This window comes from Streptomyces sp. NPDC007896 (genome assembly GCF_042959425.1).
Lineage (GTDB): Bacteria > Actinomycetota > Actinomycetes > Streptomycetales > Streptomycetaceae > Streptomyces.
In genome coordinates, this window is sequence record NZ_JBIBKX010000013.1 from 259,076 (window position 1) to 286,063 (window position 26,988).

Annotated in this window: 24 protein-coding genes and 1 pseudogene; 12 read left to right on the forward strand and 13 right to left on the reverse strand. The window is 70.6% G+C overall.

All coding sequences use genetic code 11. The features are described from left to right. The 3 genes and pseudogenes from ACFZDJ_RS36070 to ACFZDJ_RS36080 form a co-directional block, all read left to right on the forward strand. Window positions 1-498, forward strand: a 498-nt coding sequence (locus ACFZDJ_RS36070; RefSeq protein WP_391065287.1) for a pentapeptide repeat-containing protein, incomplete at its 5' end; no start/stop codon positions are given. Window positions 499-1,011: 513 nt separating this feature from the next. Then, window positions 1,012-1,323: pseudogene (locus ACFZDJ_RS36075) on the forward strand (tyrosine-type recombinase/integrase); the annotation flags it as partial. Between the two features lie 57 nt (window positions 1,324-1,380). Continuing rightward, window positions 1,381-1,653: a ribosomal protein L7/L12 gene (locus tag ACFZDJ_RS36080; protein WP_390930724.1), complete on the forward strand. Its 273-nt coding sequence runs from the start codon at window positions 1,381-1,383 to the stop codon at window positions 1,651-1,653. Between the two features lie 100 nt (window positions 1,654-1,753). Here ACFZDJ_RS36080 and ACFZDJ_RS36085 read toward each other — a convergent pair whose 3' ends face one another. Then, on the reverse strand, window positions 1,754-2,515 hold the full coding sequence (locus tag ACFZDJ_RS36085) for a phosphoglyceromutase (RefSeq protein WP_168492988.1): 762 nt from the start codon (window positions 2,513-2,515) through the stop codon (window positions 1,754-1,756). Between the two features lie 152 nt (window positions 2,516-2,667). Between ACFZDJ_RS36085 and ACFZDJ_RS36090 the strand changes: the two genes are divergently transcribed. After that, window positions 2,668-3,921 (forward strand): MFS transporter, encoded by a 1,254-nt coding sequence (locus ACFZDJ_RS36090; RefSeq protein ID WP_391065291.1) that lies wholly within the window; start codon window positions 2,668-2,670, stop codon window positions 3,919-3,921. 71 nt (window positions 3,922-3,992) lie between these two features. Here the strand turns inward: ACFZDJ_RS36090 and ACFZDJ_RS36095 are convergent, their stop codons facing one another. Next, on the reverse strand, window positions 3,993-4,418 hold the full coding sequence (locus ACFZDJ_RS36095) for a DUF2000 family protein (protein ID WP_390930730.1): 426 nt from the start codon (window positions 4,416-4,418) through the stop codon (window positions 3,993-3,995). A 49-nt stretch (window positions 4,419-4,467) separates the two neighbouring features. On the opposite strand from ACFZDJ_RS36095, the gene ACFZDJ_RS36100 reads away from it, so the two are divergent. After that, entirely contained in the window at window positions 4,468-5,268 is an 801-nt protein-coding gene (locus ACFZDJ_RS36100) for a helix-turn-helix domain-containing protein (RefSeq protein WP_391065294.1), read from the forward strand. Window positions 5,269-5,290: 22 nt separating this feature from the next. After that, window positions 5,291-5,929: an SAM-dependent methyltransferase gene (locus ACFZDJ_RS36105; RefSeq protein ID WP_391065297.1), complete on the forward strand. Its 639-nt coding sequence runs from the start codon at window positions 5,291-5,293 to the stop codon at window positions 5,927-5,929. Between the two features lies 1 nt (window position 5,930). On the opposite strand, the gene ACFZDJ_RS36110 is transcribed toward ACFZDJ_RS36105, so the two are convergent. The 3 genes from ACFZDJ_RS36110 to mshA all read right to left on the reverse strand — a co-directional run bounded on the left by ACFZDJ_RS36110 (window position 5,931) and on the right by mshA (window position 9,637). Continuing rightward, a complete protein-coding gene (locus ACFZDJ_RS36110) occupies window positions 5,931-7,616 on the reverse strand; it encodes a glycosyl hydrolase family 28-related protein (protein ID WP_390930737.1) in 1,686 nt (561 codons plus the stop codon). Window positions 7,617-7,754: 138 nt separating this feature from the next. Continuing rightward, window positions 7,755-8,246: a YbjN domain-containing protein gene (locus ACFZDJ_RS36115; RefSeq protein ID WP_384914538.1), complete on the reverse strand. Its 492-nt coding sequence runs from the start codon at window positions 8,244-8,246 to the stop codon at window positions 7,755-7,757. A gap of 53 nt (window positions 8,247-8,299) precedes the next feature. Then, on the reverse strand, window positions 8,300-9,637 hold the full coding sequence (mshA, locus tag ACFZDJ_RS36120; RefSeq protein WP_384914541.1) for a D-inositol-3-phosphate glycosyltransferase: 1,338 nt from the start codon (window positions 9,635-9,637) through the stop codon (window positions 8,300-8,302). A 255-nt stretch (window positions 9,638-9,892) separates the two neighbouring features. Between mshA and ACFZDJ_RS36125 the strand changes: the two genes are divergently transcribed. From ACFZDJ_RS36125 to ACFZDJ_RS36135, 3 genes are all read left to right on the forward strand, one after another. Next, window positions 9,893-10,714 carry a class I SAM-dependent methyltransferase gene (locus ACFZDJ_RS36125; RefSeq protein ID WP_390930740.1) on the forward strand — a complete coding sequence of 274 codons (822 nt, stop codon included), beginning with the start codon at window positions 9,893-9,895 and terminating at the stop codon, window positions 10,712-10,714. A gap of 402 nt (window positions 10,715-11,116) precedes the next feature. Continuing rightward, a complete protein-coding gene (locus tag ACFZDJ_RS36130) occupies window positions 11,117-12,211 on the forward strand; it encodes an NlpC/P60 family protein (protein ID WP_391065300.1) in 1,095 nt (364 codons plus the stop codon). 390 nt (window positions 12,212-12,601) lie between these two features. After that, complete coding sequence (locus tag ACFZDJ_RS36135; protein ID WP_391065303.1) at window positions 12,602-13,936, forward strand: SpoIIE family protein phosphatase; 1,335 nt, start codon at window positions 12,602-12,604, stop codon at window positions 13,934-13,936. Between the two features lie 131 nt (window positions 13,937-14,067). On the opposite strand, the gene ACFZDJ_RS36140 is transcribed toward ACFZDJ_RS36135, so the two are convergent. From ACFZDJ_RS36140 to ACFZDJ_RS36160, 5 genes are all read right to left on the reverse strand, one after another. Then, window positions 14,068-14,403: a DUF2516 family protein gene (locus ACFZDJ_RS36140; protein WP_075026970.1), complete on the reverse strand. Its 336-nt coding sequence runs from the start codon at window positions 14,401-14,403 to the stop codon at window positions 14,068-14,070. Window positions 14,404-14,609: 206 nt separating this feature from the next. After that, window positions 14,610-15,200 (reverse strand): hypothetical protein, encoded by a 591-nt coding sequence (locus ACFZDJ_RS36145; protein WP_390930746.1) that lies wholly within the window; start codon window positions 15,198-15,200, stop codon window positions 14,610-14,612. Between the two features lie 99 nt (window positions 15,201-15,299). Next, window positions 15,300-15,827: a helix-turn-helix transcriptional regulator gene (locus ACFZDJ_RS36150; protein WP_101404299.1), complete on the reverse strand. Its 528-nt coding sequence runs from the start codon at window positions 15,825-15,827 to the stop codon at window positions 15,300-15,302. A 111-nt stretch (window positions 15,828-15,938) separates the two neighbouring features. Next, window positions 15,939-17,378, reverse strand: coding sequence for a rifampin monooxygenase (gene rox / locus ACFZDJ_RS36155; RefSeq protein WP_390930760.1), 1,440 nt, complete (start codon window positions 17,376-17,378; stop codon window positions 15,939-15,941). A 278-nt stretch (window positions 17,379-17,656) separates the two neighbouring features. After that, window positions 17,657-18,433 (reverse strand): SDR family oxidoreductase, encoded by a 777-nt coding sequence (locus ACFZDJ_RS36160; protein WP_384914564.1) that lies wholly within the window; start codon window positions 18,431-18,433, stop codon window positions 17,657-17,659. A gap of 60 nt (window positions 18,434-18,493) precedes the next feature. Between ACFZDJ_RS36160 and ACFZDJ_RS36165 the strand changes: the two genes are divergently transcribed. After that, window positions 18,494-19,390 (forward strand): sigma-70 family RNA polymerase sigma factor, encoded by an 897-nt coding sequence (locus ACFZDJ_RS36165; protein ID WP_390930763.1) that lies wholly within the window; start codon window positions 18,494-18,496, stop codon window positions 19,388-19,390. Window positions 19,391-19,763: 373 nt separating this feature from the next. Further along, complete coding sequence (locus ACFZDJ_RS36170; protein ID WP_391065308.1) at window positions 19,764-20,612, forward strand: nitroreductase/quinone reductase family protein; 849 nt, start codon at window positions 19,764-19,766, stop codon at window positions 20,610-20,612. A gap of 82 nt (window positions 20,613-20,694) precedes the next feature. On the opposite strand, the gene ACFZDJ_RS36175 is transcribed toward ACFZDJ_RS36170, so the two are convergent. Further along, window positions 20,695-22,812 carry a HelD family protein gene (locus ACFZDJ_RS36175; RefSeq protein ID WP_391065311.1) on the reverse strand — a complete coding sequence of 706 codons (2,118 nt, stop codon included), beginning with the start codon at window positions 22,810-22,812 and terminating at the stop codon, window positions 20,695-20,697. An 81-nt stretch (window positions 22,813-22,893) separates the two neighbouring features. Further along, window positions 22,894-23,499: a TetR family transcriptional regulator gene (locus tag ACFZDJ_RS36180; RefSeq protein ID WP_390930767.1), complete on the reverse strand. Its 606-nt coding sequence runs from the start codon at window positions 23,497-23,499 to the stop codon at window positions 22,894-22,896. 129 nt (window positions 23,500-23,628) lie between these two features. Between ACFZDJ_RS36180 and ACFZDJ_RS36185 the strand changes: the two genes are divergently transcribed. Further along, window positions 23,629-24,603 carry a zinc-binding dehydrogenase gene (locus ACFZDJ_RS36185; RefSeq protein WP_391065314.1) on the forward strand — a complete coding sequence of 325 codons (975 nt, stop codon included), beginning with the start codon at window positions 23,629-23,631 and terminating at the stop codon, window positions 24,601-24,603. Between the two features lie 88 nt (window positions 24,604-24,691). Here the strand turns inward: ACFZDJ_RS36185 and ACFZDJ_RS36190 are convergent, their stop codons facing one another. Beyond that, the gene (locus tag ACFZDJ_RS36190; RefSeq protein WP_390930770.1) at window positions 24,692-26,971 is read right to left on the reverse strand and encodes a phosphotransferase; all 2,280 of its coding nucleotides are present in this window, start codon (window positions 26,969-26,971) and stop codon (window positions 24,692-24,694) included. Window positions 26,972-26,988 lie beyond the last annotated feature (17 nt).

A 26,988-nucleotide genomic window follows, 5' to 3' on the forward strand; every position in this document is an offset into this window, starting at 1 on the left:
CGGCTTGCCCGCGTCCGGCTTGCCCGCGTCCGGCTTGCCCGCGTCCGGCTTGCCCGCGTCCGGCTTGCCCGCGTCCGGCTTGCCCGCGTCCGGCTTGCCCGCGTCCGGCTTACCCGCGTCCGGCTTACCCGCGTCCGGCTTACCCGCATCCGGCTTACCCGCATCCGGCTTACCCGCATCCGGCTTACCCGCATCCGGCTTACCCGCATCCGGCTTACCCGCATCCGGCTTGCCCGGGCCGATCTGAGTGCCACCAATGCTGTTGCCCTGGCCGCCATTTATTGTGTTGTCGACATGTATCGAGTTGTCGACAATGCTTGTCACATTGTTCGTTACTTGGTTCACTACAGAGGGTGGCAACCCAAGCTTTTGCGCTTCCGCTTTCGCTTCCCGTTGCCCTATTTTGGTCGCCTGCTCCTTGGAAGCGCCACCGCGCACTGCTTGCTGTGCCGCCGCTGTCCCCTTTGCGGTTGCCGTTACGCCGTCAGATGCCGTTGAACCTGCGGCTGATCCCGGCAACGCGCACTGAACTGTACCTACAGAAACGGGACCACCGACAGTGATCCGGGTCTGGATGTCGCCCATCGGTCCCGCCGAGACGCGGGCAATTTTTTCGCCCTTGGTTGTGACGTCATATGCATGATTGGGGGCGAAGCCGTTACCATGTATCACCCCATTTTGCAGGCTGCATGCCGCTACAGGAGCTGCGGCCGGAACGGCGGAAGCCTGGTTGCCCTGGGCGCTCGCAAACCCCGCTGTTCCGGCGAGGATCGCAGCGACGCAGGACAGGCCGGCGATGTGCGTAATGTGCTTCTTCCTTGCCATGCATATCTCCCTTGAATGATCGGCCCAGATGCTGAAATTCACTGCACGTCGGGGCCTCTTGCCTGGTGTCTCGGTTCCGTATGACGGCCGAGTGCTTTACCTGTCATCAGATTGCCGTTTTCGGACACGGAGAGAAAGCAACGAAGAGTCGGGGCTTGACAAACCGCTCGCTGGCGGTGACAGAGGCCGCGCGAAGGCCATGTCTGGCGTACGTCCCTCAACGAGGAGGCGTGGAAACGGGCGCTGGCCGGCGCCGGGGTGATCCCGTTGCCCGAGCGCGGCCTGCCCTACGCCGAGTCCCGCGAGAACGGCATGCACACCCTCCGCCACTTTTACGCCTCGGTGCTCCTGGACGCCGGGGAGAACATCAAGGCCCTCGCCGGGTACCTCGGCCACTCGGACCCTGGTTTGACGCTCCGCGTGTACGCGCACCTCATGCCGTCCAGCCAGGAGCGCACTCGCAAGGCGGTGGCCACTGTCTTCGAGGGGCCCAATTGAGGCGACATGGCGGCTGAGGGCTCGTACTCTCCGGGCCAGAGAGGGACGGGGAGAGCAATGACGGAGTACTTCTTATTGGTGTGCGACGACGTGCCTCATGACGTGCTGCTCACCGATCCTGGCACCCGTGTGCTGGACGTCGCCCAAGTCGTACGTCGACTGACGGGACTGAGTCTCTGGCGCAGCAAGGTTCTGGCAACGCAGGTTCCCGCAATGATTCTCGACGGCGTGCTTCAGGAGGACGCGGAGGCGGCGGTCGCGGATCTCCGCGATGTGGGAGCACAGGCAGAGGTGAGGGCACAGCCAGAGCCGGAATTCCTCAAGCCCTGACGGCCCGGTCAAGCAGCAGACGGCCCAGAGACGGCCCAAGGCCACCGAAAAGCCCCCTACCAGCGGAGAACCCGCAGGTAGGGGGCTTGATCAATTCAGGTTACTTCTTCTTGCCCTGGTTCTTGACCGCCTCGATCGCGGCCGCGGCCGCCTCCGGGTCGAGGTACGTGCCGCCGGGGTTGAGCGGCTTGAAGTCGGCGTCGAGCTCGTAGGCGAGCGGGATGCCGGTCGGGATGTTCAGGCCCGCGATGTCGGCGTCGGAGATGCCGTCGAGGTGCTTGACGAGGGCGCGCAGCGAGTTGCCGTGGGCGGCGACCAGGACCGTGCGGCCGGCGAGGAGGTCGGGGACGATGCCGTCGTACCAGTACGGCAGCATACGGAAGACGACGTCCTTCAGGCACTCCGTGCGGGGGCGCAGCTCCGGCGGGATCGACGCGTAGCGCGGGTCGTTCGCCTGCGAGAACTCGCTGTCGTCGGCGAGGGGCGGCGGCGGGGTGTCGTACGAGCGGCGCCACAGCATGAACTGCTCCTCGCCGAACTCGGCGAGGGTCTGGGCCTTGTCCTTGCCCTGGAGCGCGCCGTAGTGCCGCTCGTTCAGGCGCCAGGAGCGGTGGACGGGGATCCAGTGGCGGTCGGCGGCCTCCAGCGCGAGCTGGGCGGTGCGGATCGCGCGCTTCTGGAGCGAGGTGTGCACGACGTCGGGCAGCAGGCCGGCGTCCTCCAGCAGCTCACCGCCGCGGACTGCCTCCTTCTCGCCCTTCTCGTTGAGATTGACGTCCACCCATCCGGTGAACAGGTTCTTCGCGTTCCATTCGCTCTCGCCGTGGCGGAGGAGGATCAGCTTGTACGGTGCGTCGGCCATACGTCCGAGCGTAATGGAAGCCTTCGTCCCCTCGCGCCCCTGCCCGGAAGGCGGACAGTTGACGGCATCTGTTAATTGAGTGGCCCCCGGAGACCTCCCGCTCGTAAGTTGCCATCAGTACATGAGCCGCTTACATCCGTGGGGGACGACCGATGCCACTCGCCGTCATGCGACGCGCCGCCCGAGAGACCGTCTCGGGGCTCCCCCGCGAGTTCTGGTGGCTGTGGACCAGCACCCTGGTCAACCGACTCGGTGCTTTTGTCGCCACTTTCATGGCTTTGTACCTGACGCTCGACCGCGGCTACTCCGCCTCGTACGCGGGTCTCGTGGCGTCCCTGCACGGCCTCGGCGGTGTCGTCTCCTCGCTCGGCGCGGGCGTGATGACCGACCGCCTCGGGCGCCGGCCCACGCTCCTCGTCGCGCAGACCTCGACGGCCGCGTCCGTCGCGCTGCTCGGCTTTATGCACGACCCGGTGGCCATCGCCGCGGTCGCCTTCCTGGTCGGGATGGCCAGCAACGCCTCCCGGCCCGCCGTCCAGGCGATGATGGCCGACATCGTGCGGCCCGAGGACCGCGTCCGGGCGTTCTCCCTCAACTACTGGGCGATCAACCTCGGCTTCGCGGTCTCCTCCATGGCCGCCGGTTTCATCGCCGAGTTCAGCTACCTCGCGGGCTTCCTCATCGAGGCCGGCATGACCCTCGTCTGCGCGCTGGTCGTCTTCGCGAAGCTGCCGGAGTCCCGGCCGGTGCAGAACGCCAAGGAGGCGAAGGACGACGTCGGCCTCAAGACCGTGCTGCGCGACCGGCGCTTCATGAGCGTCGTCGGGCTGTCCTTCCTCGTCGCCCTGGTCTTCCAGCAGGGCTCCGTGGGACTCCCCGTCGCCATGGGCAGAGCGGGCTTCACACCCGCCGACTACGGCATGGCGATCGCCGTCAACGGCGTCCTCATCGTCGCGCTGCAGATCCCGGTCACCCGTTTCATCCAGCACCGGGATCCGCGCCGACTGCTCGTGATCTCCTCGGTCCTCGCCGGGTACGGCTTCGGGCTCACCGCCTTCGCCGGGTCGGTCGGCGTCTTCGCGCTCACCGTGTGCGTGTGGACCCTGGCCGAGATCGTCCACGCGCCCACCCAGACGGGCCTGGTCGTCCAGCTCTCCCCGACCCACGGCCGGGGCCGCTACCAGGGCATGTACACCCTCTCCTGGTCACTCGCCGCGCTGATCGCTCCCCTGATGTCCGGCGTGGTCATCGACCGGTTCGGGGCCGAGTGGCTGTGGGGACTGTGCGCGCTGGTGGGCACGGTGGCCGGGCTCGGGTACGGCCTGCTGATGCGGCGGCTGCCCACGGAGGAACCGGCGGTGGAGGCCGACCCGACACTCGCCGAGCCCGAGGTCAGCGCGGCCTGACGCCGCCGGGTACGGGGCGAAGACCGTGCCGGCACGCCGAGTACGGCCCACGACCTCGCCGTCGCCCGACCTCACGGATGCATCCGCGCCCCCTTCACCACCTTGTCCACCGCGTTCCGAGGCCCGTACACAGCCAGCCCCACCACATCCAGCCCGGCCGTGGCGACAGCCCGCACCGCCGCCCGGTTGTCCCGGTCGTTGCCGGTGCCGAAGAGATCCGACGTGAAGACGGCCCGGGGCAGCGCACGGCCGAGCGCCCTGCCATGTGCCGCCACAAGGACCTCCTTCGTCCCCTCGAAGACGAGCACAGGCTGGCGGAACATCGGCAGATACCGCACCCCGTCCGCGTCCTCGTACGGCTCCCCGATCACCTCGGGAACCTGCGTACCCAGGCCGCTGACCAGGAAGGACGTGACGTTCAGGCGCTGCCAGGGCTCAAGGTCGTCGCGCAGCAGGACGACGATCTTCGTGTCGAAGCGGATCGGTTCGCTGTTCATACGTCGAGACTGCCGACCGCCGTACGACGCCGTCTTGTACGTTCTTTGCATGGCCGCTCAGCCGGAGGTCTCCGCCTGGCGCCCGCGCGTACCGGGTGTCACGGAGGTCTTCCACGCCCACTTCACCGAGTACACCTATCCGATGCACGTGCACGAGGCCTGGACGCTGCTCATCGTCGACGACGGGGCCGTACGGTACGACCTCGACCGGCACGAGCACGGCACCCCGCACGACACGGTGTCCCTGCTGCCGCCGCACGTCCCGCACAACGGCTCCCCGGTCACCGCGCACGGCTTCCGCAAGCGCGTCGTCTATCTCGACGGCACTCATCTGGGCGAGGACCTCATCGGGTCCGCGGTGGACGGGCCCGACCTGCGTGACCCCGTGCTGCGGCTGCGCGTCGGCCAGTTGCACACCGCGCTCGGTCACCCCGGTGACGAACTGGAGGCCGAGAGCAGACTGACGCTCATCGCCGAGCGGCTGCGCACGCATCTGCGGCCCGGCACTCCCGCCGCCGCCCCGCGCAACTCCCCCACCCTCGCCCGCACCCTGCGCGAACTCCTCGACGGACACCTCACCCAGGGCATCGGCCTCGACGAGGCCGCCCGGCTCGTGCACGCCCATCCCGCCCATCTGGTACGGGCGTTCAGCGGCGCCTATGGCATCGCACCCCACCAGTACCTGATGTCCCGCCGGGTCGACCGGGCCCGCCGTCTCCTCCTCGACGGCCGCCCGCCGGGCGAGGTGGCGTCGGCGACCGGCTTCTACGACCAGTCCCATCTCACCCGGCACTTCAAGAAGTTGGTCGGGGTGACTCCGGGGCGCTACGCACGCTCGGGGCCGGCGTGACCCCCGTGGGTACGCTCCGCACATGGACTGGCATACGTGGCACGACGCGTACGACACTCCCGACTCCTACCTCGGCCGGCGACTGGCCCTCGTCCAGGAACGCGTCCGGCTCGCCCTCGACGAGGCCCCGCCGGGACCCCTCACGGCCGTCAGCGTCTGCGCCGGGCAGGGCCGCGACCTGATCGGCGTGCTCGCCGGGCACCCTCGCCGGCGCGATGTCCGCGCGCGGCTCGTCGAGCTGGACGGGCGCAACGCCGAGGTGGCGGCGCGCGCGGCCGGGGCCGCGGGGCTGTCGGGGGTCGAGGTCGTCGTCGGGGACGCCGCGTCGACCGATCACTACCAGGACCTCGCCCCGGCCGGCCTCGTCCTGCTCTGCGGTGTCCTCGGCAATCTCACCGACGAGGACGTCGAGCGCACCGCCGGCTTCTGCGCACTGCTGTGCGGGCCGGGCGGCACGCTCGTGTGGACCCGGCACCGCAAGGCACCGGACCTCGTCCCGCGCGTCTGCGGCTGGCTGGAGGAGCGCGGATTCGAGCGGCTGTGGGTCTCGGACCCCGCGCTCGGATTCGGCGTCGGGGCCCACCGGTACGCCGGTGAGCCCCGGCCGCTGCCGTCCGGGGAGCGGATGTTCACCTTCGTCGGGTACGACACGCTCGGCTGAATCAGAGGTCCCGCTGGGCCTCGTACAGATTGCGTGGGCGCACGACGTCCGTGGTCCCGTACAGCTCCAGACGGGAGTGCAGGTCGCCGGTGAAGTCGGGGACGTCGATCTGGTCGAACTCGGTCACCTCGTTGAGGCCGACGGTGGCGGAGTAGGGCGCCAGACCGTCGATCTTCATCAACCCCGCGCGGCCGTTCGTGACCCGTACGTTCCAGTGGGTGAAGCGGGCGCCGAAGAGCGGACCGGCGCTCGCGTCGCCGCCGTGGCGGCCGTTGTTGTCGACGGTGATGTCGGTGCGGACGTTGGCGAAGGGCAGGCCCCGGTGGGAGTCGAAGGTGCCCATCCGGAGGTCGCCGCGCGACCAGACGTTGTAGGAGGAGAGGCCTTCCACGTTGATGCCGTGGAGCTGGGTGTTCGGCGGGGCCGGGACCGTGCGCTGTTCGATGGTGAAGTCCTCGACGAGGTTGTCGTGCGAGCCCTCGCGGCAGAAGTACGGGTGGTGCGAGCCGCGGCCCGCCACACGGGTGCGGCGCAGGGTGCAGGCGGAGGCCGCGACCAGGCCGAAGCCGTTGTCGACGTGGCGGACCGTCACGTCGTCGACCCAGCAGTCGTACGCGCACTGGAGGACGACCCCGTTGTAGCCCTTGTCGAGGAGATGCGGGGACTGGGGCGTCTCGACGGCCTCCAGGGTGAGGCCTTCGACGCCCGAGCCGGTCAGCGGCTCGACATGGGTGGTCAGACGCGGGTCCCACTCGGGACGTATGTCGAGGGGCAGCGGGCGCTCCAGGGTGACCTTTCTGCCCCGCACACGCGCGATGCGTACGGGCCACTCGTAGGGGACGTAACTCGTGAGCTTGGTCTTGTCGTCCCAGTAGTACGCCTCGGGACCCGGACCGCCGCCCGCCATGTGCTCCAGGAGGGTGTGGCCGGCGTCGTCGGCGAGCCGCAGGAGGACGAGCCGGCCCGGCTTCAGCGGGCGGGGGTCTGCGACCGTCACCGACCAGGAGCCGCGGGTGGCGGGGGCGACGGTCGTCAGGGTCCCCCACTCGTCGCGCTTGTTGCCGGTCCAGCCCTCGAACGGCCAGGCCCTGTCCTTGATGGCGGCGACGAGGGAGTCCCAACGGGCCGTGGGCGCGAGCCAGATGAGGCCACCCGCCCAGGACCAGGACGACTTGTCGCCGCCGTAGCGGGAGCCGTAGACGCCGATCAGCTCGGTGAGGTTCTTGGTCGCGTACAGCTTCGTACGGTCGCTGCCGGCGCCGCGCAGCACGACGTTCGAGTGGCCGATGCGGATCAGGCCGTCGATGCGGAAGGTGCCGGGCGGGATGAGCACCGTGCCACCGCCGGCCCTTCCGGCAGCGGCGATGGCACGGTTGATCGCGGGCGCGCAGTCCGTGGTGCCGTCGTCCGCGACGGCGCCGTAGGCGCGGACGTCGGCCACGACGGGGCGGCGGGGGAAGCGCGCCGATCCGCCCCGGTAGCCGGCCCTGCCGACGTACGGGATCTGCGGGTGGGTGAAGGGGGTGCGGGTGAACTCCCGCCAGAGGGCGGGAACTTGGCCTGGGTCATGGGGGCGTGCGACAGCGGTCGCGGCCGTCGCCGGTCCGCCGGTCACCGTGGCGGCCGCCACGGCTACGGCACTGCCGAGCAGGCCCCGTCTGGTGATGCTCACATACTCCTTGCTCATACCCGCCCGCCTTCCATCGCACTCCATGGGCATCCATGGATGTGAATGCCGTTCAGATTTGCGTAGGCGGTGAGCATGCCACTGAGACCCCTTGCCCGGAAGGGGTCATGCACCACTTACTTGGACTGGACCTGGAATTCAGCCAGCGGGACGCTGAGTCAGATGGGTGAACGCGTCCAGATTGCGGGTCGATTCGCCGCGGGACACCCGCCAGGCGTACTCCTTGCGGATCGCGGAGGCGAAACCGAGCTCAAGGAGCGTGTTGAAAGCGCCGTCGGCGGCCTCCAGGACCGAGCCGAGCAGCCGGTCGATCTCGTCCGGCGTGACCGCGACGAGCGGCAGTTTGCCGACCAGATACACGTCCCCCAGGGGGTCGACCGCGTAACTCACGCCATAGAGCTTGAGATTGCGCTCCAGGAGCCAGCGGTGGACGCCTTCCCGGTTCTCGTCGGGGTGGCGGATCACGAAGGCGTTCAGCGACAGGGAGTGCTTGCCGACGATCAGCGAGACGGTCGTCGAGAGCTTGCGGGTGCCGGGCAGTTTCACGACGTACGAGCCCGCCTTGGGACTCTCCCACTCCAGCTCGGCCTCGGTGAGGACCTGCTCGATGATCGACGCTGCGTCAGCCATGGAGGGAGCGTACGTCAGGCGTCCGGCGGACCGGCCCTCGGGCGGTGCGCGCGTCAGCCCTGGTGGGCGCGCACCTTGCGGCGGTGGGCCTGTACGGCCGCCGTGTACACGTCCGCCGTGGCGGCGGCCGCGGTGTCCCAGCCGAAGCCCTGCGCGTGCCGGGCGGCGGCCTCGCCCATCCGGGCCGACAGCGCCTGGTCGTCGGCGAAATCGCGCAGCACACGCGCGTAGGCGACGGGATCGTGCCCCGGGATCAGGAATCCGGTCTCCTGGTGACGCACGGCGACGGGCAGCCCGCCGACCTCGGCCGCCAGCACCGGCGTGCCGGCCGCCTGCGCCTCGATGGCGACCAGCCCGAAGGACTCGCTGTAGGAGGGCATGACCAGCACCGACGCGGCCCGGAACCAGTCCGCGAGCTGCTCCTGGTCGACGGGCGGCCTGAAGCGCACGACATCGGCGATCCCGAGCCGGGCGGCGAGCTTCTGCAGCCCCTCGGGCTTGGCGAGACCGGTACCGCTGGGGCCGCCCACCACGGGGACGACGATGTTGCCGCGCAGCTCGGGGCGCTCGTCCAGGAGGACGGCGACCGCGCGCAGCAGCACGTCGGGGGCCTTCAGGGGCTGTATGCGGCCCGCGAAGAGCGGGATCAGCGCGTCCTGCGGGAGCCCGAGGCGGGCGCGGGCGGCGGCGCGGCCGTCGGCCGGGCGGAAGCGGTCGAGGTTGACGCCCGGGTGGACGACGGCGACCTTGCCGGGCTCGGCCTCGTAGTGACGGACGAGCTCGTCGGCCTCTTCGGAGGTGTTGGCGATGAGACGGTCGGCGGCGCGCACGATCTGGGTCTCGCCGATGACGCGGGCGGCGGGCTCGGGGGTGTCGCCCTCGGCGAGCGCGGCGTTCTTGACCTTGGCCATGGTGTGCATCGCGTGCACCAGAGGCGCGCCCCAGCGTTCGGCGGCGAGCCAGCCGACGTGGCCGGAGAGCCAGTAGTGCGAGTGCACGAGGTCGTAGTAGCCGGGTCGGTGCCCGGCCCAGGCCTGCATGACGCCGTGCGTGAAGGCGCACAGCTGGGCGGGCAGCTCCTCCTTGGCGAGACCCTCGTACGGGCCCGCGTCGACGTGGCGGACGAGGACGCCGGGGGCCAGTTCGACGGCCGGCCGGAGGGCGGCCGTGGTGGCCCGGGTGAAGATCTCGACCTCGATGTTGATCGCGGCGAGGCGCTGGGCGAGCTCCACGATGTAGACGTTCATGCCGCCGGCGTCACCGGTGCCGGGCTGGTGCAGCGGCGAGGTGTGGACGGAGAGCATCGCGACGCGACGGGGCCTGCGGTGCAGCCTGAGCCGTGAGGGCGCCGCCGGGGAGCGTCGCCCGAGCCTGCTGACGTACTGGCTCACGTGGCGTTCCTCCTTGCTGCGGGCATGCCGGACGGAGGACGCACGGCACCCTCCAAAGAGGAGCAACGCCGGAGCGGCCCGCTCCATTTCCCTCGCACACCCCTTTGCCGAATCATTACCGAGAGTCGCTCAACCGTTCGAGTGCGAGCTGCGTGCGCGACTCTCTTCCCTTCTTTTCCACAGGTCTACGGAGGGCTGCCGGAGGTTATCCACAGGCCCGCACGGGCTTCCTCCCGGCCGCCTACTCTCGTACGCATGACAACCCGCGCCGCGTCCCGCCCCGTGGGTACGGTGACGCGCGGGACCACCAACCCCAACCGACTGCGCCGCATGGACCGCTGGATCGCGGCCACCCACGGCGCCGAGCTGCACAGAAGCGCAGACCCGGTGGCGGTCGACCTCGGATACGGGGCGGCTCCCTGGACCGCGGTCGAGCTGCTGACCCGCCTGCGCAGGGCCGCCCCCCGCGCCCGCGTGGTGGGCGTGGAGATCGAACCGGCGAGGGTCGCGGCGGCCCGGCCGTACGAGCGCGAGGGACTCGTCTTCCGGCACGGCGGCTTCGAGGTTCCGGTACCGGGCAGCCCCTCGCTCATCCGCGCGGCGAACGTGCTGCGCCAGTACGACGAGGAGCAGGTCGCAGAGGTCTGGCAGCGCCTGTGCGGGCGCCTCGCACCGGCGGGCCCCGGCTCCCGGGGCGGGCTGCTCGTCGAGGGCACCTGCGACGAGATCGGCCGTCGGCACGTCTGGGTCGCCCTGGGCCCCGAGGGCCCGCGCACGGTCACCTTCGCCACCCGTCTGGGCTCCCTGGACCGCCCGTCCGACCTCGCCGAGCGCCTGCCCAAGGCCCTGATCCACCGCAACATCCCGGGCGAGCCCGTGCACGCGTTCCTTCGCGACTTCGACCGCGCCTGGGCCGCCGCCGCGCCCTACGCCTCGTACGGCGCGCGGCAGCGCTGGATACGCGCGGTCCGCGACCTGACGGCGGACTGGCCGGTGACGGGCGGAATACCCCGCTGGCGCCAGGGCGAAGTCACGGTGCGCTGGGAGGCGTTGGCACCCCGCGGGCCCTTCGCGTAAACGCGGGGCGCGGGGGCCGGGGACAGGTGTGCGACGTCCGGATGACGCACGGGCGTCAAGCGCCGCACTTGCATCGGACACCCGGGCGAGGCACAGGCGTTGAAGGCTGGGGTGCGACGAACCGGGACACACGGGTGTGCGAGGCCGGAGTGCCGCGCGGGCGGTTGACGCCGGGGGTCGCGCGGGCGTGCTTCGTCGGTGGAGGGGTGGCCACCGCACGCCCGTGAGCTGCACGGAACGAACTCCGTGACTGGCTCGTCACACAGGCGGGGAGATCGTTTCACGGAGGCGGGCCGGGGGGAGGGGAGTTCTTGCCCACCTCTGTCGCATTGCGCGCCGACATGGCACGATCCCCCAGGCGTCCGTAAGTTACTGACGGTAAATCAGTTTGGGGGCGGAGCAATGGGATCCGGCAAGCGGAGCCTGACCACGGCGGCCATGGTTGTGGCCTGCGCCTGCGCGGTGCTGTCAGCACCGGGTGTGGCGTACGCGAGCCCGGCACCAGCGCCGACGCGAACACCGACTCCGACACCGACACCGACTCCGACAACCTCTCCGGCCGGCAAGGACCTTGAGGCGATCCGGAAGAGGCTGGACGATCTCTACCACGACGCGGCGGTCGCCACGGACGCGTACAACGCCGCCGAGGAGCAGGCCAAGCAGCAGTCGGCCGAGATCGTCGACCTGGCTCGCGAGATCGTCAAGGGTCAGGAGAAGCTGGACGAGTTGAAGGACCGCGCGGGCGCCGCGGCCCGCGCACAGTACCGGGGCGGCGGCCTGCCGCCCGAGATGCGGCTGTGGCTGAGCGACAACCCCCAGCAGTACCTGGACGGCGCCGGGCGGGTGCTCCAGGGCGAGCACGCGACCAAGGGGCTGCTCGCCGAGATGGCCCGTACGCAGCAGGACTTGGAGCAGTACGCGAAGGACGCCTCCGCGCAGTGGCAGAAGCTGGAGGCCAACCGCCAGGCCAAGGCCACGGCGCAGAAGGAGATCAAGAAGCAGATCGCCGCCGCCGAGAAGCTGGAGTCCCAGCTCGAGAAGAAGGAGAAGGAGCGGCTGGCGAAGCTCGAGGAGGAGGCCGCGTACAAGGCGCAGACGGCCTGGCTGAGTTCCGGCGTCCTCGCCGAGATCAGCGGCAAGGCGTCCGAGCAGGGCAAGAAGGCGGTGAAGTTCGCCACCGACCAGATCGGCAAACCGTACGAGTGGGGCGCCGAGGGCCCGGGCTCGTACGACTGCTCGGGGCTGACCTCACAGGCCTGGGCCGCCGCCGGCCACGGCATTCCGCGCACCTCGCAGGAGCAGTGGAAGCAGCTCCCCCACGTCGACGTCAAAGACATGCGCCCCGGCGACCTGATCATCTACTTCGACGACGCCAGCCATGTCGCGATGTACATCGGCGACGGCGCGATCGTGCACGCACCGCGGCCAGGCCGGACGGTGACGATCGCGGGGGCCGGGTCCATGCCGATACTGGGGGTCGTACGGCCGGACGCGTGACCGGGCGGGGCGTGCGGAGCCGGGACGTACGGAGCCGGAGCGTACTGAGCCGGGACGCACGGAGCCGGGACGGATCGGGCCGACCGATCGGCCCGAGCGGCCAAATCACCATCAACCCTGGAAAAGCGCCCTGCCCGTCGTGATGCACCGCACGTGACCCAGCCCACGGTTGTACATCGCCGCAACCTCGCGGACGTGACGTTCGTCATTCCGGGCACCACCGCATCCTGTCCAAGTGCGGTACAGGATGCGGCATATGACGGTGGCCGCCTGCCGGACACCGCGACGCACACCATTCCGTTGCGGCGTCCGCTACCGCTATGGTCCCCGTCGGTGGGTCGAGGACCTTCGCCCCACCACGCCCTCGGGGGGAGGGAAGGAACCCACACGATGCCCGTACCCATACCGCGGCAGAGAGCGATCCCGGCCGCGGAGAGCGGTCAGGCTCAAGGCGCGTTCTCACCCGGCGGCCCATCCGGAGAAGCGACCGGCGGCCCGGCCGGGGCAGTACCGGCGCCCCATGCCGCCACGACCCCGGTCGACAGCACCACCAACCTGACCCTGCTGGTCATCGAGGACGACCCGGCGGGTTCGCTCAGCGTGCCCGAGATGCTCGACGCGGCCGGCAAGCCGATCCGTATCCGTACCGCCCGCAACCTCACAGAAGCCGCGCGGCTGCTCACCGACGACGTCCACTGCATCCTGCTCGACCTCGCGCTGCCCGCCCCCGGCCGGGCGGCCACCGAGAGCGACGACGAGCTGACGACGCTCAAGCACGTGCTGCGGCTCGCACCCCGGCACGCCGTCCTCGCGCTCACCGCCTCCGGTGACGCCGAGCGGGGCGCGGAGGCGGTGCGCGTCGGCGCCCAGGACTATCTGTTCCGCGACGAGCTGGACGGCCGGCTGCTGAGCCGCGCGATCCGGTACGCGGTGGAGCGGAAACGTTCCGACAAGGCCGAGCGGCGACTCACCGAGTCCAGGCTGCGCGCCCAGGAGAACGCGCGCCTGGAGCGCGGCCTGCTGCCGACCCCTCTTCTGGAGGGCTCCTCGCTGCGCTTCGCCGCGCGCTACCGCCCAGGGCGCTCCCGCGCCCTGCTCGGCGGCGACTTCTACGACACCGTCCGTACGCCCGACGGCACGGTGCACGCCATGATCGGCGACGTCTGCGGGCACGGGCCCGACGAGGCCGCACTCGGCGTGGAGCTGCGCATCGCCTGGCGGGCGCTGACGTTCGCGGGCCTGTGCGGCGACGAACTCCTGTCCACCCTCCAGCAGGTCCTGGAGCACGAGCGCGAGAACGACGAGATCTTCGCGACGCTGTGCACGGTGGACATCGCGCCGGACGGGCGTCGCGCCGGGCTCTGCCTGGCGGGCCACCCGTCCCCGCTGGTCTCCCGCCCCGGCCGGCCCGCCGAGCTGCTGCCGTACGAGAACGGCGGCCCGGCGCTCGGCCTGCTCCCCGGTGCCCGCTGGCCGCGCCAGCAGGTGGAGCTGGGCGGCGAGTGGAGTCTGATGCTCTACACCGACGGCCTGATCGAGGGTCACATCGGCGAGGGCAAGGAGCGGCTGGGCCAGGACGGCATGGTGGACCTGGTCCGCCGCCGGCTCGCCCAGGGCCTGGCGGGCGAGGAGCTGCTGCGGGCGACGGTGAACGAGGTCAGAGATCTCAACGGCGGAGAGCTGACGGACGACGTCGCGGTACTCCTGCTGGACCGGACGCCGTAACCGCCGTACGGCCGCGTGGCGGTCGGGCCCGCCCGACCGCCCGGCCCGCGTAACCGTTCAGACACGCAGGACTGACCGCCGGTGGTCGACTGTCCTGTCCGCCGGAGGGTCGGTCCTGCGGCCTCCGGTGGTCAGCGACCGCCGTTGTAGGGGCCGTACGGGCCGTCGCTGCTGCTCCCGCCGCGGCCCCGGCCACCGCCGGAGACCTGACGCAGCGCGGGGCGTACGTCCACGAAGAAGACGATCGTGGCGACCAGCCCCGCGATCTGCAGGAAGATGATCGGGACCAGCAGGTTCACGGCCACCGTGATGCCCAGGATGATCAGCCAGAACATCTTGTTCTGCTTGTCGGCCGCGCGGTATGCGTCTTCGCGGGCCACCGCGGCCATCACCAGTGCCACCACGGCGAGCACCAGCATGGCAAGGAAGATCAGCGACAAGAAGCCGCCGAATGCCGTCAACAGCACTATGCCCACCGCCCGAGTCGATTCATCTCTACGGCCACCGTACCCGCAGAACGGGCCGGGAACTCTGAGAGTGCCCGGCCCGTCGTCCTACCCTTCGGCCCGACCCTTCGGCCCGACCGTTCGGCCCGACCGTTCGGCCTGATCCGTAGTCCTGAGACGAAGGGTCTCGCCGTCTCCTACTTCACGGGCGGCTACTTCACGGGCGGCTACTTCACGGGCGGCGTCGGCTTCTTGGCGGTGACCTTGCGCGCCGGGGCCTTCTTCGCCACGGGCTTCTTGGCCGGAGCGGGCACGGAGACGCCCGCGGCCGGCTTCTCCTCGGACTTGACCTCGACCGGCTCGGCCTTCGGCTCGACGGCGATGGCCAGTTCCTCGATCTCCTCGGCGGCCTCGCCACGCCAGGTCTTCACGGTCTGCTCGCCGTGCTCGGCGACCTTCTCGTACGTCTCCTTCGCCTTCACGGCGTACTCGGCGGCGACGCCGACACCGCGCAGGGCGAAGTCCTGAGCGGACTCACCGAGCTTCTTCAGGTCGGTGTCGAGGGTGCTGATGAACTCCGTCACCTTGGCCTGGATGGTCTCCTGCGCTTCCTTCGCGCGGGTGGCGGCCTTCTCCTGGACGGTGTTCGCGTCGATGTTCTTCACGGTCTCGATCCGCGCCGGGGCCTCGGCGCGGATCTGCTCCACGAGGCCGGGGACCTTCTTCGCCTGCTGGACGGCCAGGTCGGCGGTGCCGGCCAGGAAGTACAGCGGGGTGGGGTCCGTGGCGGCCTTGCGGATGTCGTCGGTGATGGCCATGGTGATGGTCCTCCGGTCGCTTTCAGCTGAGGGTTTTGGTGTTCCGCGGCGAGACCGGCAGGCCCGCGTGAGGGCCGGCGGTGTTGCCCGTCGTTCTCGTCAACTGGCGGTCTGCTGCGGATCGGCATCGCTGCCGTCGGCCGTGCGGGGGCCCCGGACGGCGGTGTCCGGCGCTTGTTGGGTGCCCGATATGTTCTCTGCCATGCCCTGTGCCTCGTCCTGCGCCATCTCCTGGGTCACGTTCTGGGCCATGCCCTGGGCCAGGTCCGGCGTGATCTCGAATCCGTTCTCCTTGCGGAAGGACTCGTAGATCTGGAGCAGCACCTGCTTCTGCCGCTCGTTGAGCGTGGGATCGGCGAGGATGACGGCACGTGTCTCCACCTCGTCCCGGTCCCGCTCGGCGTCGAGGATGCCGGCTCGCACGTACAGCGTCTCGGCGGAGATCCGCAGCGCCTTCGCGACCTGCTGCAACACCTCCGCGCTCGGCTTGCGCAGCCCGCGCTCGATCTGACTCAGATACGGGTTGGACACCCCGGCGGCGTCGGCGAGCTGCCGCAGCGACAGCTGCGCGTTGCGCCGCTGCTCGCGCAGGTACTCACCGAGATTGCCGACGTTGAGCGATGCCATGCCTCCACCTTGCCGCACTTCCGCTAACAATTGCAAGCACCCGCTTGCAAAAGTGCGCTGCGCCACGAAGGGGGTGCCTGCGGGCCGCGCCACGAAGGGGCTCCCGCGCGCTCAGCCGACGGCAGCCCCGAACCACTTGGGCAGCCGGCCGACCAGATCCCGCTGGTCCTCACCGACCCACGCCACATGGCCGTCCGGCCGCAGCAGCACCGCGGGCACGTCCAGTTCCTCGCTGACGTCGACGACATGGTCGACCCGGTCCGCCCAGCCCGCCACCGAGAGCCGGCCGGTCTGGTCGAGCAGCAGCCCGCGGCCACCGTGCATCAGCTCGTAGAGACGCCCCCGCTTCAGCCCCACGTCCCGCAGCCGTCGGCCGAGCAGTTCATGGCCCTCGCCGAAGTCGTAGCGGACCCCGACCGCGGTGATCATCCCGGTCACGTACCGGTTCACCTCCTCGAAGTCCATCAGCTTCGACAGCAGCTCCCGCAGCGCGGTCGCCCCCGGATCGGTCCCCAGCAGCGTGATCTGCGCGCGGGTGTTGTCCAGCACACGGGCGCCCACCGGGTGCCGTTCGGCGTGGTAGCTGTCAAGGAGCCCCTCCGGTGCCCAGCCGTCGACCGCGGCGGCCAGCTTCCAGCCGAGGTTGAACGCGTCCTGCACACCGAGGTTGAGCCCCTGCCCGCCGGTCGGCGGGTGGATGTGCGCCGCGTCGCCGGCCAGCAGCACCCGGCCGACCCGGTAGCGCTCGGCCTGCCGGGTGGCGTCGCCGAACCGGGACAGCCAGCGCGGCGAGTGCACGCCGAAGTCGGTGCCCGCGAGGGCCCGCAGCCGCTGCTTGAACTCCTCGAGGGTCGGCGCGGTCGTACGGTCCTCGGCCACGCCGTCGGCGGGCACGATGACGCGGTACGTCCCGTCCCCGTTGGGGATGGTGCCGAACCGCAGTTGGGTCTTGCGGACCTCCTCGACGACGGCGGCGACCGTCGCCTGATCCTCGGTCATCTCCATGTCGCCCAGCAGCGTCTCGACCTTGGCGGGCTCGCCGGGGAAACCGACGCCGAGCTCCCTGCGCACCACACTGCGACCGCCGTCGCACCCGACGAGGTAGCGCGAGCGCAGGTGCGTGCCGTCCGCCAGCTCGACGGTCACCCCGCCCCCGGCCCCGTCATCGGACTGGCTCAGCCCGACCACCTCGCAGCCGCGCCGGATCTCGGCACCGAGTTCGAGGGCACGCTCGTTGAGCAGCCGCTCGGTGGCCGGCTGCAGGGTGGAGAGGCCGTACGGGTGAGCCGTGTCCAACCTGTCCGGCCACGGCTTGAGGATGCCGCCGAAGAAACCGCCGACCTGGAACTTCTCGCTGACCGCGAGGAACCGGTCCAGCAGACCGCGCTGATCCATCATCTCGACGCTGCGCGTGTGCAGGCCGCGCCCGCGGGACTCCTTGGTCGGCTCGGTCAATTTCTCCAGCACGACCACGTGCACACCGTGCAGCCGCAACTCACCGGCCAGCATCAAGCCGGTCGGTCCGCCGCCGACCACGATCACGTCAATCATCAAACGCCCATTCAATGAGATTGGATTTCGGCCGGCCGCACCGCGGGTCCCACCGGCGGTGCGGCATTCCCGCGCAACCCCTACGCCGACACCGGCACACGCACTTCGCGAATCTGCCATTTCCGCAGGTACTGGCCTTGGCCGGCCATTCTGCGACACCACCGGGGCCTTGCCGCAAGCCCCCCGGTGCGCTATACGTTGAGAGTGGAAAGGAGTGGGTAGCCCCCTTTCCGTCATCGCCGGCGAACGCGGCCGGGCTTTTAGCAGATCCCCCTCGATCAACCCACCCGCTCCGCGAGGAACCGCTCCCACGTGCGCTTGCCCGTGTCGGCGTCGGCGAGGGAGAGATTTTCGCCGGCCCGGTAGGCGCGGCCGGCCTTTCCGGGCATCCGCAGCGGGAGCAGCGGGCGGCGCCTGCCGTGGGCCTCGAGGTAGCCGCGAACGAGGTCGCCGAGGCCGTACACCGTCGGGCCGGCCAGATCGGGGACGAGACCGGCCGGCTCCCCGAGCGTCAGCTCGACCAGCCGGGCCGCCACCTCGCGCGAGTCCACCGGCTGGAACCGCAGCCCGCCCGGGACCGGGACGACCGGCAGCTTCGCCATCTTCTCCGCCATCGTCAGGACGAGGTCGTGGAACTGGGCCGCGCGCAGCATCGTCCACGCAATGCCGGACTCCGTGACCTCCCGCTCGGCCGCCAGCTGGGTCCTGAACCAGCCGATCGGCATCGTGTCCGCGCCGATGACCGAGATGTGCACGAGGTGCCGTACACCGGCGTTCGTCGCGGCCCGCACCAGATTCCGCGTCGCCCTGTCGTCACCCTTGTTGCCGCCCGCGAGGTGCAGGACCGTGTCCACCCCTGCCAGCGCGGGCTCGATCCCCTCACCCGTGAGCAGGTCGACCGCGACGTACTCGATGCCGGGGTCCGCCACGGACTCACGGCTGTGGCGGCTGAGGATCCGCACCTCGTGACCGGCCGCCCGCAGCAGCGGGACGACATGACTCCCGAGGGTGCCCGTGCCGCCGGTGACCAGGATGGGTGTCGTCAAATTCGTCATGGCCTCTCCAATCTCGATGGTCTACTGCTCTGACACCCGGCGAGGAAGGAACGTGACACGGTGGGGGAGAACGTGTTGGCGGCGGAACGCTTCGAGGAACACCGGTCCCATCTGCGCGCGGTGGCCTACCGCATGCTCGGCTCGCTGAGCGAGGCCGACGACGCCCTCCAGGAGGCCTGGCTGCGCGTCGACCGCGCCGACACGAGCGGCGTCGAGAACCTCGCCGGATGGCTGACCACGGTCGTGGCCCGGGTCTGTCTGAACCTGCTCCGCACGCGCGAACGACAGCGCGAGGAGTCCCTCGACGTCCACGTCGACGCACGGGTCGCCGATGCCGTCGTCGGCCCGGCGGACGGCCGGGACCCCGAAGAGGAGGCGGTGCTCGCCGACTCCGTGGGCGTGGCCCTGCTCGTCGTACTCGACACGCTGGCGCCCGCCGAACGGCTCGCCTTCGTGCTGCACGACATGTTCGCCGTGCCCTTCGACGAGATCGGCCCGATGCTCGAACGGTCCCCGGCCGCCGTACGCCAGCTCGCCAGCCGGGCCCGGCGGCGGGTCAAGGGCGCCTCACCGCTGCCCGAGGCGGATCTGGCACGGCGGCACCGGGTCGTCGACGCGTTCCTCGCCGCCACCCGGGGCGGGAACTTCGACGCGCTGGTCGCTCTGCTCCACCCCGACGTGGTCCTGCGCGCCGACCAGGCCGTCATCCCCACCCCCGAACCCGTCGTGGTCCGCGGGGCCCACACCGTGGCCAAGGGCGCGATGGCCGCGACCGGCCGCGCCGCGTTCACCGGGGTCGCGCTCGTCGACGGGACGGTCGGGCTGGCGATGGCCCCGCGCGGCCGGCTTTCCGTGGTGCTCGTCTTCACGATCGCGGACGGTCTGATCACCGAAATCGACGTGATCGCGGAGCCGGACCGGCTGGGCCGACTCGAAATCTCCGTTCTCGACAACTGACAGCAAGGAAATCCGTCGAGGCAATCCCGTATTTCGCTCGATACGGGATTGCCTCGACGCGCGTACGGCATTAACGTTGCGCCCATGACTGCCGGGTCGGCCTTGTGCCGTGAGCGAGTTGGTTGCCCGGCCTCCGAGTGAGGCCGAGGCGGGGCAGAGCCCCGCCCACCCCGACCACCCCCCTTCTTCACGTCACCTCTTGACGTCGCCTCTTGACGTCGCCTCTTGACGTCGCCTCTTGACGTCACCTCTTCACCTCACCGCGCGTCCGTTCTTCCGGAATTCCGCGCGCTCTCCCGCATTCCCTTACCGCGCTGCGCCCCAAAACGCCCCGCGGCAATTCACCGTGCCCGAAAACAAAAGAAAGCGACGCATGCCCAACCCCTTCAATCAGCAAATCATCGACGAGTTCCGTGCCCGCCACGGGAAAGTCGGCGGATATTTCGAGGCGGCCCGGCTCCTTCTGCTCACCACCACCGGCGCCCGCACCGGAACCCCGCACACCACCCCCGTCGGCTACTACCCCGACGGCGGCGACCGCGTCGTCGTGATCGCCTCCGCCGGGGGCGCGCACCGGCACCCGGACTGGTACCGCAACCTCGTCGCCCACCCGCGCGTGCGGGTCGAGAGCGGCGTCTTCACCTACGACGCCGAGGCCGTCGTCCTCGATGGCGCCGAGCGCGACCTGCTCTTCGCCCGCGCGGTGGAGGCCGATCAGGGATGGGCGCAGTACCAGGCGAAGACGGAACGGGTGATCCCCGTCGTCGCGCTCCGCGAGATCCCGCGGGACGGTCCGCCGCACGTCAACGCGGGCTCGACGGGCGAGGCGCTGAGGGTCATCCATGACGCCTTCCGGCGCGAACTGGCGCTCATCCGCGAAGAGTTCGCCGCCTCGGGCAGTTCCCTCGGTGCCCAGCTCCGGGTCAACTGCCTCTCCCTCTGCCAGGGCCTGCACCGGCACCACACCGGCGAAGACCTCGGTCTCTTCCGTGTCCTCGCCGACCGCCACCCCGGCCTCACCCCGGTCCTGGACCGGCTGCGCGTCGAACACGAACGGATCGCGGTACTGGTTGAGGAGTTGCGCCGGGTGGTCGGCGAGCGGCCCGCGGACCCGGCTCGCGTACTCCCCGAGGTGGTACGCCTGACGGAGGAGCTGGAAGCCCATCTCGCCTACGAGGAGGAACAGTTGATCCCGGTCCTGGAGGCGGCGGCCACCCCCTGACCCGCTCCTGAGGCCGGCCGGCGACCCCTGCCCCGGTGGCCGCCGGGGCACACGGCCGGTCCTAGCCCCGGTGGCCGCCGGGTCACCAGGGCAGGGGCCGCGCGTGCACGACCTCCAGCCGTGACACGGCCCGGGTGAGCACCACGTACAGCCGGTGCAGGCCGCGCGCCTCCGCCTCGGCGACGGCCGCCGGTTCAACGGCCACCACATGGTCGTACTCGAGCCCCTTGGCGAGCGTGGCCGGCACCACCGCGACACGTGCGCCCAGTTCCTCGGGCCCCGCGGCCTCGATCCCGGCGGCGTGCAGCGCCTCGCGCACCCCACCGGCGTCCGGGTCGGCCGCGATGACGCCGATGGACCCCTCGTGCGCGAGCGCGCCGCGCACCGCGTCGACGGTGGCGGGCAGTACGTCCCGTGCGTCGGGAACCGCGCGGACGGTCAGCTCCCCGTCGCGGCGCAGTGACCGAGCCGGCGGTACGCGCACGTCGAGCCGAGCCAGCAGCCGGTTGGCCAGCCCTACGACGGCTTCCGGCACCCGGAACCCGATCGTCAGCGGCACCACGGCCGCATCCGGCTTCCCGAGATGCCCGAGCAGCTCGCCCCACTCCCGGGCCGCCCACGGCGTCGTGCCCTGCGCGAGATCCCCGAGCACCGTGAGCGACCCGAAGGGGGCCCGGCGCGCGATCGCCCGGCACTCCATCGGCGACAGGTCCTGCGCCTCGTCGACGACCACGTGGCCGTAGCCTTCCGGGTGTTCGACGAGCCCGGCGACCTCGTCGAGAAGGACGAGATCGGCGGCCGACCACCGGGCCGACTTGTACGAGCGGGGCGGCTTGGCCCACAGGATCGCCTTCTGCTCGTCGGCGTCCAGCAGCCCGTCCGCGGCGCCGGCCAGCGCCTCGGCGTCGGTGAGGAGCCGGGCGAGGACCTCCTCGGGCCGCATCCGGGGCCAGACCGTGTCGACATACGCGCCGACCGGCCGGGACCCGGAGACCTTCCGCGCCCAGGCGTTCGTCTGGGGTCCGGCGCGCCATTCGGCCTGTTCCCGCAGACGGCGCACGGCCCGCGTCCGTACCCGCTCGCGCCCGATGCCGTACGGGGGTTCTTCCGCCCGTACGCCGTCCACGATGCGGTTCAGTTCCTCGACCGGTACCCGCCACCGGTACGAACCGTCGGGCACGACGAGGGCGTCGGCGTACGTGCCGATGTTCCCGTACAGGGCCCGGCGCAGGACCTCCGCCATCCGGGCGTCGTGTTTGACGGCGGCAGCGCGCTCGTCGTCGCGCGCCGTGACGGGGTGGCGGGCGATCTCGTCCCCGAGCGTCGACTGCCGTACGCCGCTCTCGCCGAGGGCCGGCAGCACCTCGGCGATGTACGCGAGGAAGGTGGGGTTGGGGCCGAGGATCAGCAGTCCACCGCGGCGGATGCGCTGGGGGTGGGTGTAGAGGAGGTACGCGGCCCGGTGCAGGCCGACAGCCGTCTTGCCGGTGCCAGGGGCGCCCTGCACGCACACGGACATGGCGAGGTTTCCGCGGACGAGGTGGTCCTGCTCGGGTTGGATGGTCGCGGCGATGTCCCGCATGGGGCCGACACGGGGGCGCTCGATCTCGCCCGTGAGAATGCTGCTCTCCGGAACCGAGGGGCCTTCATGGTCCCGATCCCGGCGGCCGTCCCCGTCCCGGCGGCCGTCCCCGTCCCGGTGGCCGTCCCGCTCCGGTCGGCCCCCTCCGATGTGTTCGTCCTCCAGACCGGTGAGGTCCGCCGAGTCCCCCTTGCTCCCCGGCGCCCAGCCGAAGCGCCGGCGCACGGCCACGCCCTGCGGATCGCGGGCGCTCGCCTGATAGAAGGCGCGTGAGACGGGGGCGCGCCAGTCGACGACGAGGGGTGGGGCGGCGGGGTGTTCGGTGATGCGCAGGCGGCCGATGTGGTAGCTCTGCCCGGCGTGTTCACCGCCCCCGGGGGCGAAGTCCAGCTTGCCGAAGAACAGCGGGCCTTCGGGGAGTTCGCGCAGATCCCTGGCCTGGCCGCGCAGTTGCCGGCCGAGGACTTCGGCGTCGGCACCGGAGGCGGAGACGTCCTCGCCGGTGACGACCTGCTCCTCGGCGCCGTCGACCATCGCGGCGAGGCCGGCACGGCAGGCGTCGTGGTGGGCGCGTTCATGGGTGAGGGAGCGGGCGAGGGCGGGGTCGGTAGACGTCACTCGACCAAGGATAGCGAATAGCGTTACCGAGTAACATTCTTTACTCGGTAGCTCTACCTGTCGGTCACCCCACCCCAGGGGCTACACATAGCGCGGAAGACCCACCCCCAGCTGTGCGAACGCCTCCTCGGCCGCGGCGACCGCGTCGGGGCGCACCTGCTCGACGGCCTCACCGTCGGCGATCCGCCGCCAGTTCTCCAGGGCGAGGACGCGCTGTACGGCGATGATCTGAGCGGCGGCGAGCCGGGCGCCGAGGTCGCCGCCGAGCGCCCCGGCGAGCGCGGCTTCGGACCGCTCCAGGTATCTGAACATCCCGGCGGCCAGGGAGGGCGTCCCGTAGAGGAGGCGGTGATAGGCCAGGACCTGCGGGGCGTCGTTGAGGCCGGTGACGGGATCGCGGCGCTCCAGCCCGTCGAGGAAGTGACGGCGCAGCGCCGTCAACGGGGACGGCCCGCGTGCGGCCACGCGCGCGGATTCGTCCTCGTGATCGGCGAACCGGTGCAGGACCAGGTCCTCCTTGGTCGGGAAGTACCGGAAGAGGGTCGGCTTGGAGATCTCGGCGGCGGCGGCCACCTCCGCGACGGACACGGCGTCGAACCCCTTCTCCAGGAAGAGTCCGATCGCGATGTCGGAGACAGCCTGGTACATCCGCTGCTTCTTGCGCTCGCGCAGTCCGATCTCACCCATGCCCCGAGCCTACGCACGCCCCGGCACCTCCTTTGACCCTGCTTGACCCTCCTTGACCTCAACCAGGCTTCAGGTCGAAGACTGTCCGGCGTTCGGCCCTACCTCTTTCCGACTTTGAGGAGCGTTCCGATGCGTGCAGTGCAGGTGAAGGAGTTCGGCGGCCCCGAGGTCCTGGTTCCCGTGGAGCTTCCCGATCCGGTTCCGGGGCCGGGGGAGGTCGTGATCGACGTGGCGTACGTGGACACGATCTTCGTGGAGACGCAGGTGCGGACGGGGTGGGGCCGGGAATGGTTCCGGGTGGCTCCGCCGTACGTCCCCGGGGGTGGTGTGTCCGGTGTCGTCGGCGCCCTGGGGGCCGGCGTTCCCGACGAGTGGCTGGGGCGCCGGGTCACGTCCTATGTCACGGGCAGCTATGCGGAGCGGGCCGTGGCGGCGGTGTCGGCGCTGACGGTGGTGCCCGACGTCCTGGACCTGCGCAGCGCGGCGGCCCTGGTCCACGACGGCGTCACCGCCACCGGCCTGCTCGAACTGACCGCCGTGGGTCCCACCGACCGCGTACTGGTCCTCGGCGCCTCCGGCGGCATGGGCACGCTGCTGGTCCAACTGGCCCACGAGCGCGAGGCGCGGGTGATCGGTGTGGCCCGCGGAGACGCCAAACTCGACCTGGTAAGGGACCTGGGGGCGGACGACGTGGTGGACGCCACCCGGGACGACTGGGTGTCCGCCGCCCGCAAGATGCTCGGCGGGGCCGTCGAGGGGGCGGACGTCGTCCTGGACGGTGTGGGCGGCGATCTGGGAGCCGCCGCCCTGCCCTTGACGGCCGACGGCGGCCGGTTCTCCGCCCATGGAGCGGCGTCGGGCGGCTTCTCTCCCCTCGACACGGAGGAGGCCGCACGCCGGGGAATCCAGCTCTTCGGCATCGCCGACGTCCAGTTCAGCCCCGCCGACCTGCGGCGCTTCACGTCCGACGTCTTTGCCGCCGCCGCGGCGGGGCGGCTGCGGCCGGTGATCGGTGAGGTGTTCCCCCTGGGACGGGCGGCGCAGGCGCACGCGGCCATTGAGGGGCGGGGGTTGGTGGGGAAGGTGGTGCTGGAGGTGTCGTAGGTGTTGTAGGTGTTGTAGGTGTTGTAGGTGTTGTAGGTGTGGGAGAGCGCCGGCTCGGGGCCGACGACAGTCGGACGACCGCGGAGGGTCAGAAGTCCGCGGAGACCCCGGCTGTCCGTCGGCCTCCACGGTCCCCGTGCGGCAGCGCGCGGGCGAGATAGGGATTCGCCGTCAGTTTCCCCGACAGTCCCAGCGCCGCCGTGGCCTCGGCCAAGGTCATCGCGTAGCTGTCCACCGCCCGGCGGACGTTGGGGGCGTCCAGACTGTCGCCGGTCACCAGACGGTCGAGATCCACGTAGGCCGAGCGGACGACCTCCATCCAGCGGTACACGCGCCAGTCCTCGCTCCAGCCCTTGGTGCACTCCTCCGGCAGCAGCCGATCCCAGCGCGAGAACAGCCGCTCGCGGATCTCGGGACGCGTGGGGGTGAGGTGCATGTGGCGGACGAGGTCGTACAGCGGGTCACCGACGATCGCCATCTCCCAGTCGATGAGGATCAGGCCGCCGTTGTCCTGGCGCACGAGGTTCCACGGGTTGAGGTCGCCGTGCAGCAGCACGGGCCGACGCGGGACCAGGGTGTGGCGGTCCAGGATCTCACCGAGTCGGTAGCCGTTGGGCAGACCCAGTTCCCGCGCCAAGTCACCGGTGGCCTTGGGGAGGTGGTTCACCATACGGACCAGTTCGTCGCGAAGGCCCCGGTAGAAATCCCATCCCCGTAGATCGGGGTCCAGCCGCTCGCAGTCGACGAAGGTGAGCGCCAGGAGCTGATCCACGAGGTCGTCCGCCTCGTGCGGCCGGAGTCCGTCCGCGGGATGCTCCGGTGGCCGGAACTCGTCGGCCGACCCTTCGTACGAATGGATGGTGAACTGTTCCTTCAGTCCACTGGTGCCCAGGGCCAGCACGCGCGGGGCCCGCACCCGCGGAGCGCGCACCCGCGGACTCGCCCCCGGGGCCCGCAGGGAAACGTTTGACCGCTCGATGGCCTCCAGGACGGCGTGCTCATTGAGGAACCGGCGCTCCCGGGCGTTCGCCGCGCCGACCTTTCGGCGGACCATGACGGGAAACGTCACTTCTGGCACCCGCACGGCCGTGTTGAGATGAGCCGTTCCCTTGAACACACGGTCCGCGGCCGCCGCCCCCTCCTCGAACAGTGCCTTGCTGACAGCCGAAGCGGGGAACTCCGGATGCGGGGGGACGCGGTGGTCGCGTTCCCAGACGATCTCCGAGACCGACCGGTCGCGGTTGTGCAGGCCTCCGTGGGACTCGTTCCAGCGGAAGAGGGTGCGCTCGATCTCGCTCTCGTCCGGCACGCTCATGAGCCGCAGTGGCGCCTCGGCCTCCAGCAGCGCCCGGTGCACCGCACGGGTCGCGGCGTCCAGCCTCTGCTGGTCGAAGGAGTCACCGAGCGAGGAGGCGGCCCGCATCACATCCGGGTAGACGGACTGGGCGCGCTCGAAGGCCAGGTAGTGCTTGAGGTCGCGGTCGAGACCGTGCACGGCTTTGGGGCGCCGCCGTCCCATGGCCTCGCGCCACGCCTCGATCACCGCGGGCCACTGGTGATCGGGATACTCCATCCGCACCAGATGCGTGGCGAGGTCGTGCAGCGGGTCCCCGTAGGTCGCCAGCTCCCAGTCGACGCAGATCAAGGGGGGATCACCGGCGTAGGAGACGATCACGTTGTCCCGGTGCAGGTCCGTGTGGAGGAGGCTGAAGGGACGACTGACGAGCGCCGGCAGCCGCTCCGCGAAGCGCACCATCGCGTCTTCCGGGATCCCCAGCATCGCGAAGAGCCCGCCGAACTCGGCCCGGTTGCGCTGCCGGATCTGCTCCTCCGCCGCGAAGGCCAACGCTCGCAAAAAAGCTCTGCTGTCCCGGCTGGACCGGGGCCACGACGCCGGCAGCGGAGGAAGGTGCTGCCTGCGCACCTGCGTCATGTCCGCGAGGAGCTCCGCGAGCGCGGCGACCAGGTCCGAGTCCACATGGTTGCCGTTGGGGCAGACCCTCGACAGCGGAACACCATCCACGTAACTGAGGATGGTCACGTCTGCGTGCTTGACCAGGCACCGCGGAACGTGAGGCAGCACACCGCAGATCGTGTTGAGGATCTCCGCCTCGTCCTGCCACGTCCTGATGACCACGGGCAGCGCCGAGGGAATCCGCACCCGCACGGTCACCGGCGCCCCGTCGTCGCACACCACCAGACGGGACTCGTCGTCCGTGAGCGGCCGCACCATGTAGTTCAGGTTGTGGTGTCCTCGGCCGAACGAGCCGAGCGCCCTGGCGTAGCGCACGAAGTCGTCGTACGCCGTGTCCGCCGCCCTTTCCAGAGCCGGTGGGCCAGGCGGTCCCGGCATCGGCGGAACGCCCACGGGTCACTCCTGAATAA

What these genes read in the sequence shown, in the direction of transcription:
- ACFZDJ_RS36080 (WP_390930724.1), top strand. Translation starts at nt 1,381, where the DNA reads ATGACGGAGTACTTCTTATTGGTGTGCGACGACGTGCCTCATGACGTG.
- ACFZDJ_RS36085 (WP_168492988.1), bottom strand. Translation starts at nt 2,515, where the DNA reads ATGGCCGACGCACCGTACAAGCTGATCCTCCTCCGCCACGGCGAGAGC.
- ACFZDJ_RS36090 (WP_391065291.1), top strand. Translation starts at nt 2,668, where the DNA reads ATGCCACTCGCCGTCATGCGACGCGCCGCCCGAGAGACCGTCTCGGGG.
- ACFZDJ_RS36095 (WP_390930730.1), bottom strand. Translation starts at nt 4,418, where the DNA reads ATGAACAGCGAACCGATCCGCTTCGACACGAAGATCGTCGTCCTGCTG.
- ACFZDJ_RS36100 (WP_391065294.1), top strand. Translation starts at nt 4,468, where the DNA reads ATGGCCGCTCAGCCGGAGGTCTCCGCCTGGCGCCCGCGCGTACCGGGT.
- ACFZDJ_RS36105 (WP_391065297.1), top strand. Translation starts at nt 5,291, where the DNA reads ATGGACTGGCATACGTGGCACGACGCGTACGACACTCCCGACTCCTAC.
- ACFZDJ_RS36110 (WP_390930737.1), bottom strand. Translation starts at nt 7,616, where the DNA reads ATGAGCAAGGAGTATGTGAGCATCACCAGACGGGGCCTGCTCGGCAGT.
- ACFZDJ_RS36115 (WP_384914538.1), bottom strand. Translation starts at nt 8,246, where the DNA reads ATGGCTGACGCAGCGTCGATCATCGAGCAGGTCCTCACCGAGGCCGAG.
- ACFZDJ_RS36125 (WP_390930740.1), top strand. Translation starts at nt 9,893, where the DNA reads ATGACAACCCGCGCCGCGTCCCGCCCCGTGGGTACGGTGACGCGCGGG.
- ACFZDJ_RS36130 (WP_391065300.1), top strand. Translation starts at nt 11,117, where the DNA reads ATGGGATCCGGCAAGCGGAGCCTGACCACGGCGGCCATGGTTGTGGCC.
- ACFZDJ_RS36135 (WP_391065303.1), top strand. Translation starts at nt 12,602, where the DNA reads ATGCCCGTACCCATACCGCGGCAGAGAGCGATCCCGGCCGCGGAGAGC.
- ACFZDJ_RS36145 (WP_390930746.1), bottom strand. Translation starts at nt 15,200, where the DNA reads ATGGCCATCACCGACGACATCCGCAAGGCCGCCACGGACCCCACCCCG.
- ACFZDJ_RS36150 (WP_101404299.1), bottom strand. Translation starts at nt 15,827, where the DNA reads ATGGCATCGCTCAACGTCGGCAATCTCGGTGAGTACCTGCGCGAGCAG.
- rox (WP_390930760.1), bottom strand. Translation starts at nt 17,378, where the DNA reads ATGATTGACGTGATCGTGGTCGGCGGCGGACCGACCGGCTTGATGCTG.
- ACFZDJ_RS36160 (WP_384914564.1), bottom strand. Translation starts at nt 18,433, where the DNA reads ATGACGAATTTGACGACACCCATCCTGGTCACCGGCGGCACGGGCACC.
- ACFZDJ_RS36170 (WP_391065308.1), top strand. Translation starts at nt 19,764, where the DNA reads ATGCCCAACCCCTTCAATCAGCAAATCATCGACGAGTTCCGTGCCCGC.
- ACFZDJ_RS36180 (WP_390930767.1), bottom strand. Translation starts at nt 23,499, where the DNA reads ATGGGTGAGATCGGACTGCGCGAGCGCAAGAAGCAGCGGATGTACCAG.
- ACFZDJ_RS36185 (WP_391065314.1), top strand. Translation starts at nt 23,629, where the DNA reads ATGCGTGCAGTGCAGGTGAAGGAGTTCGGCGGCCCCGAGGTCCTGGTT.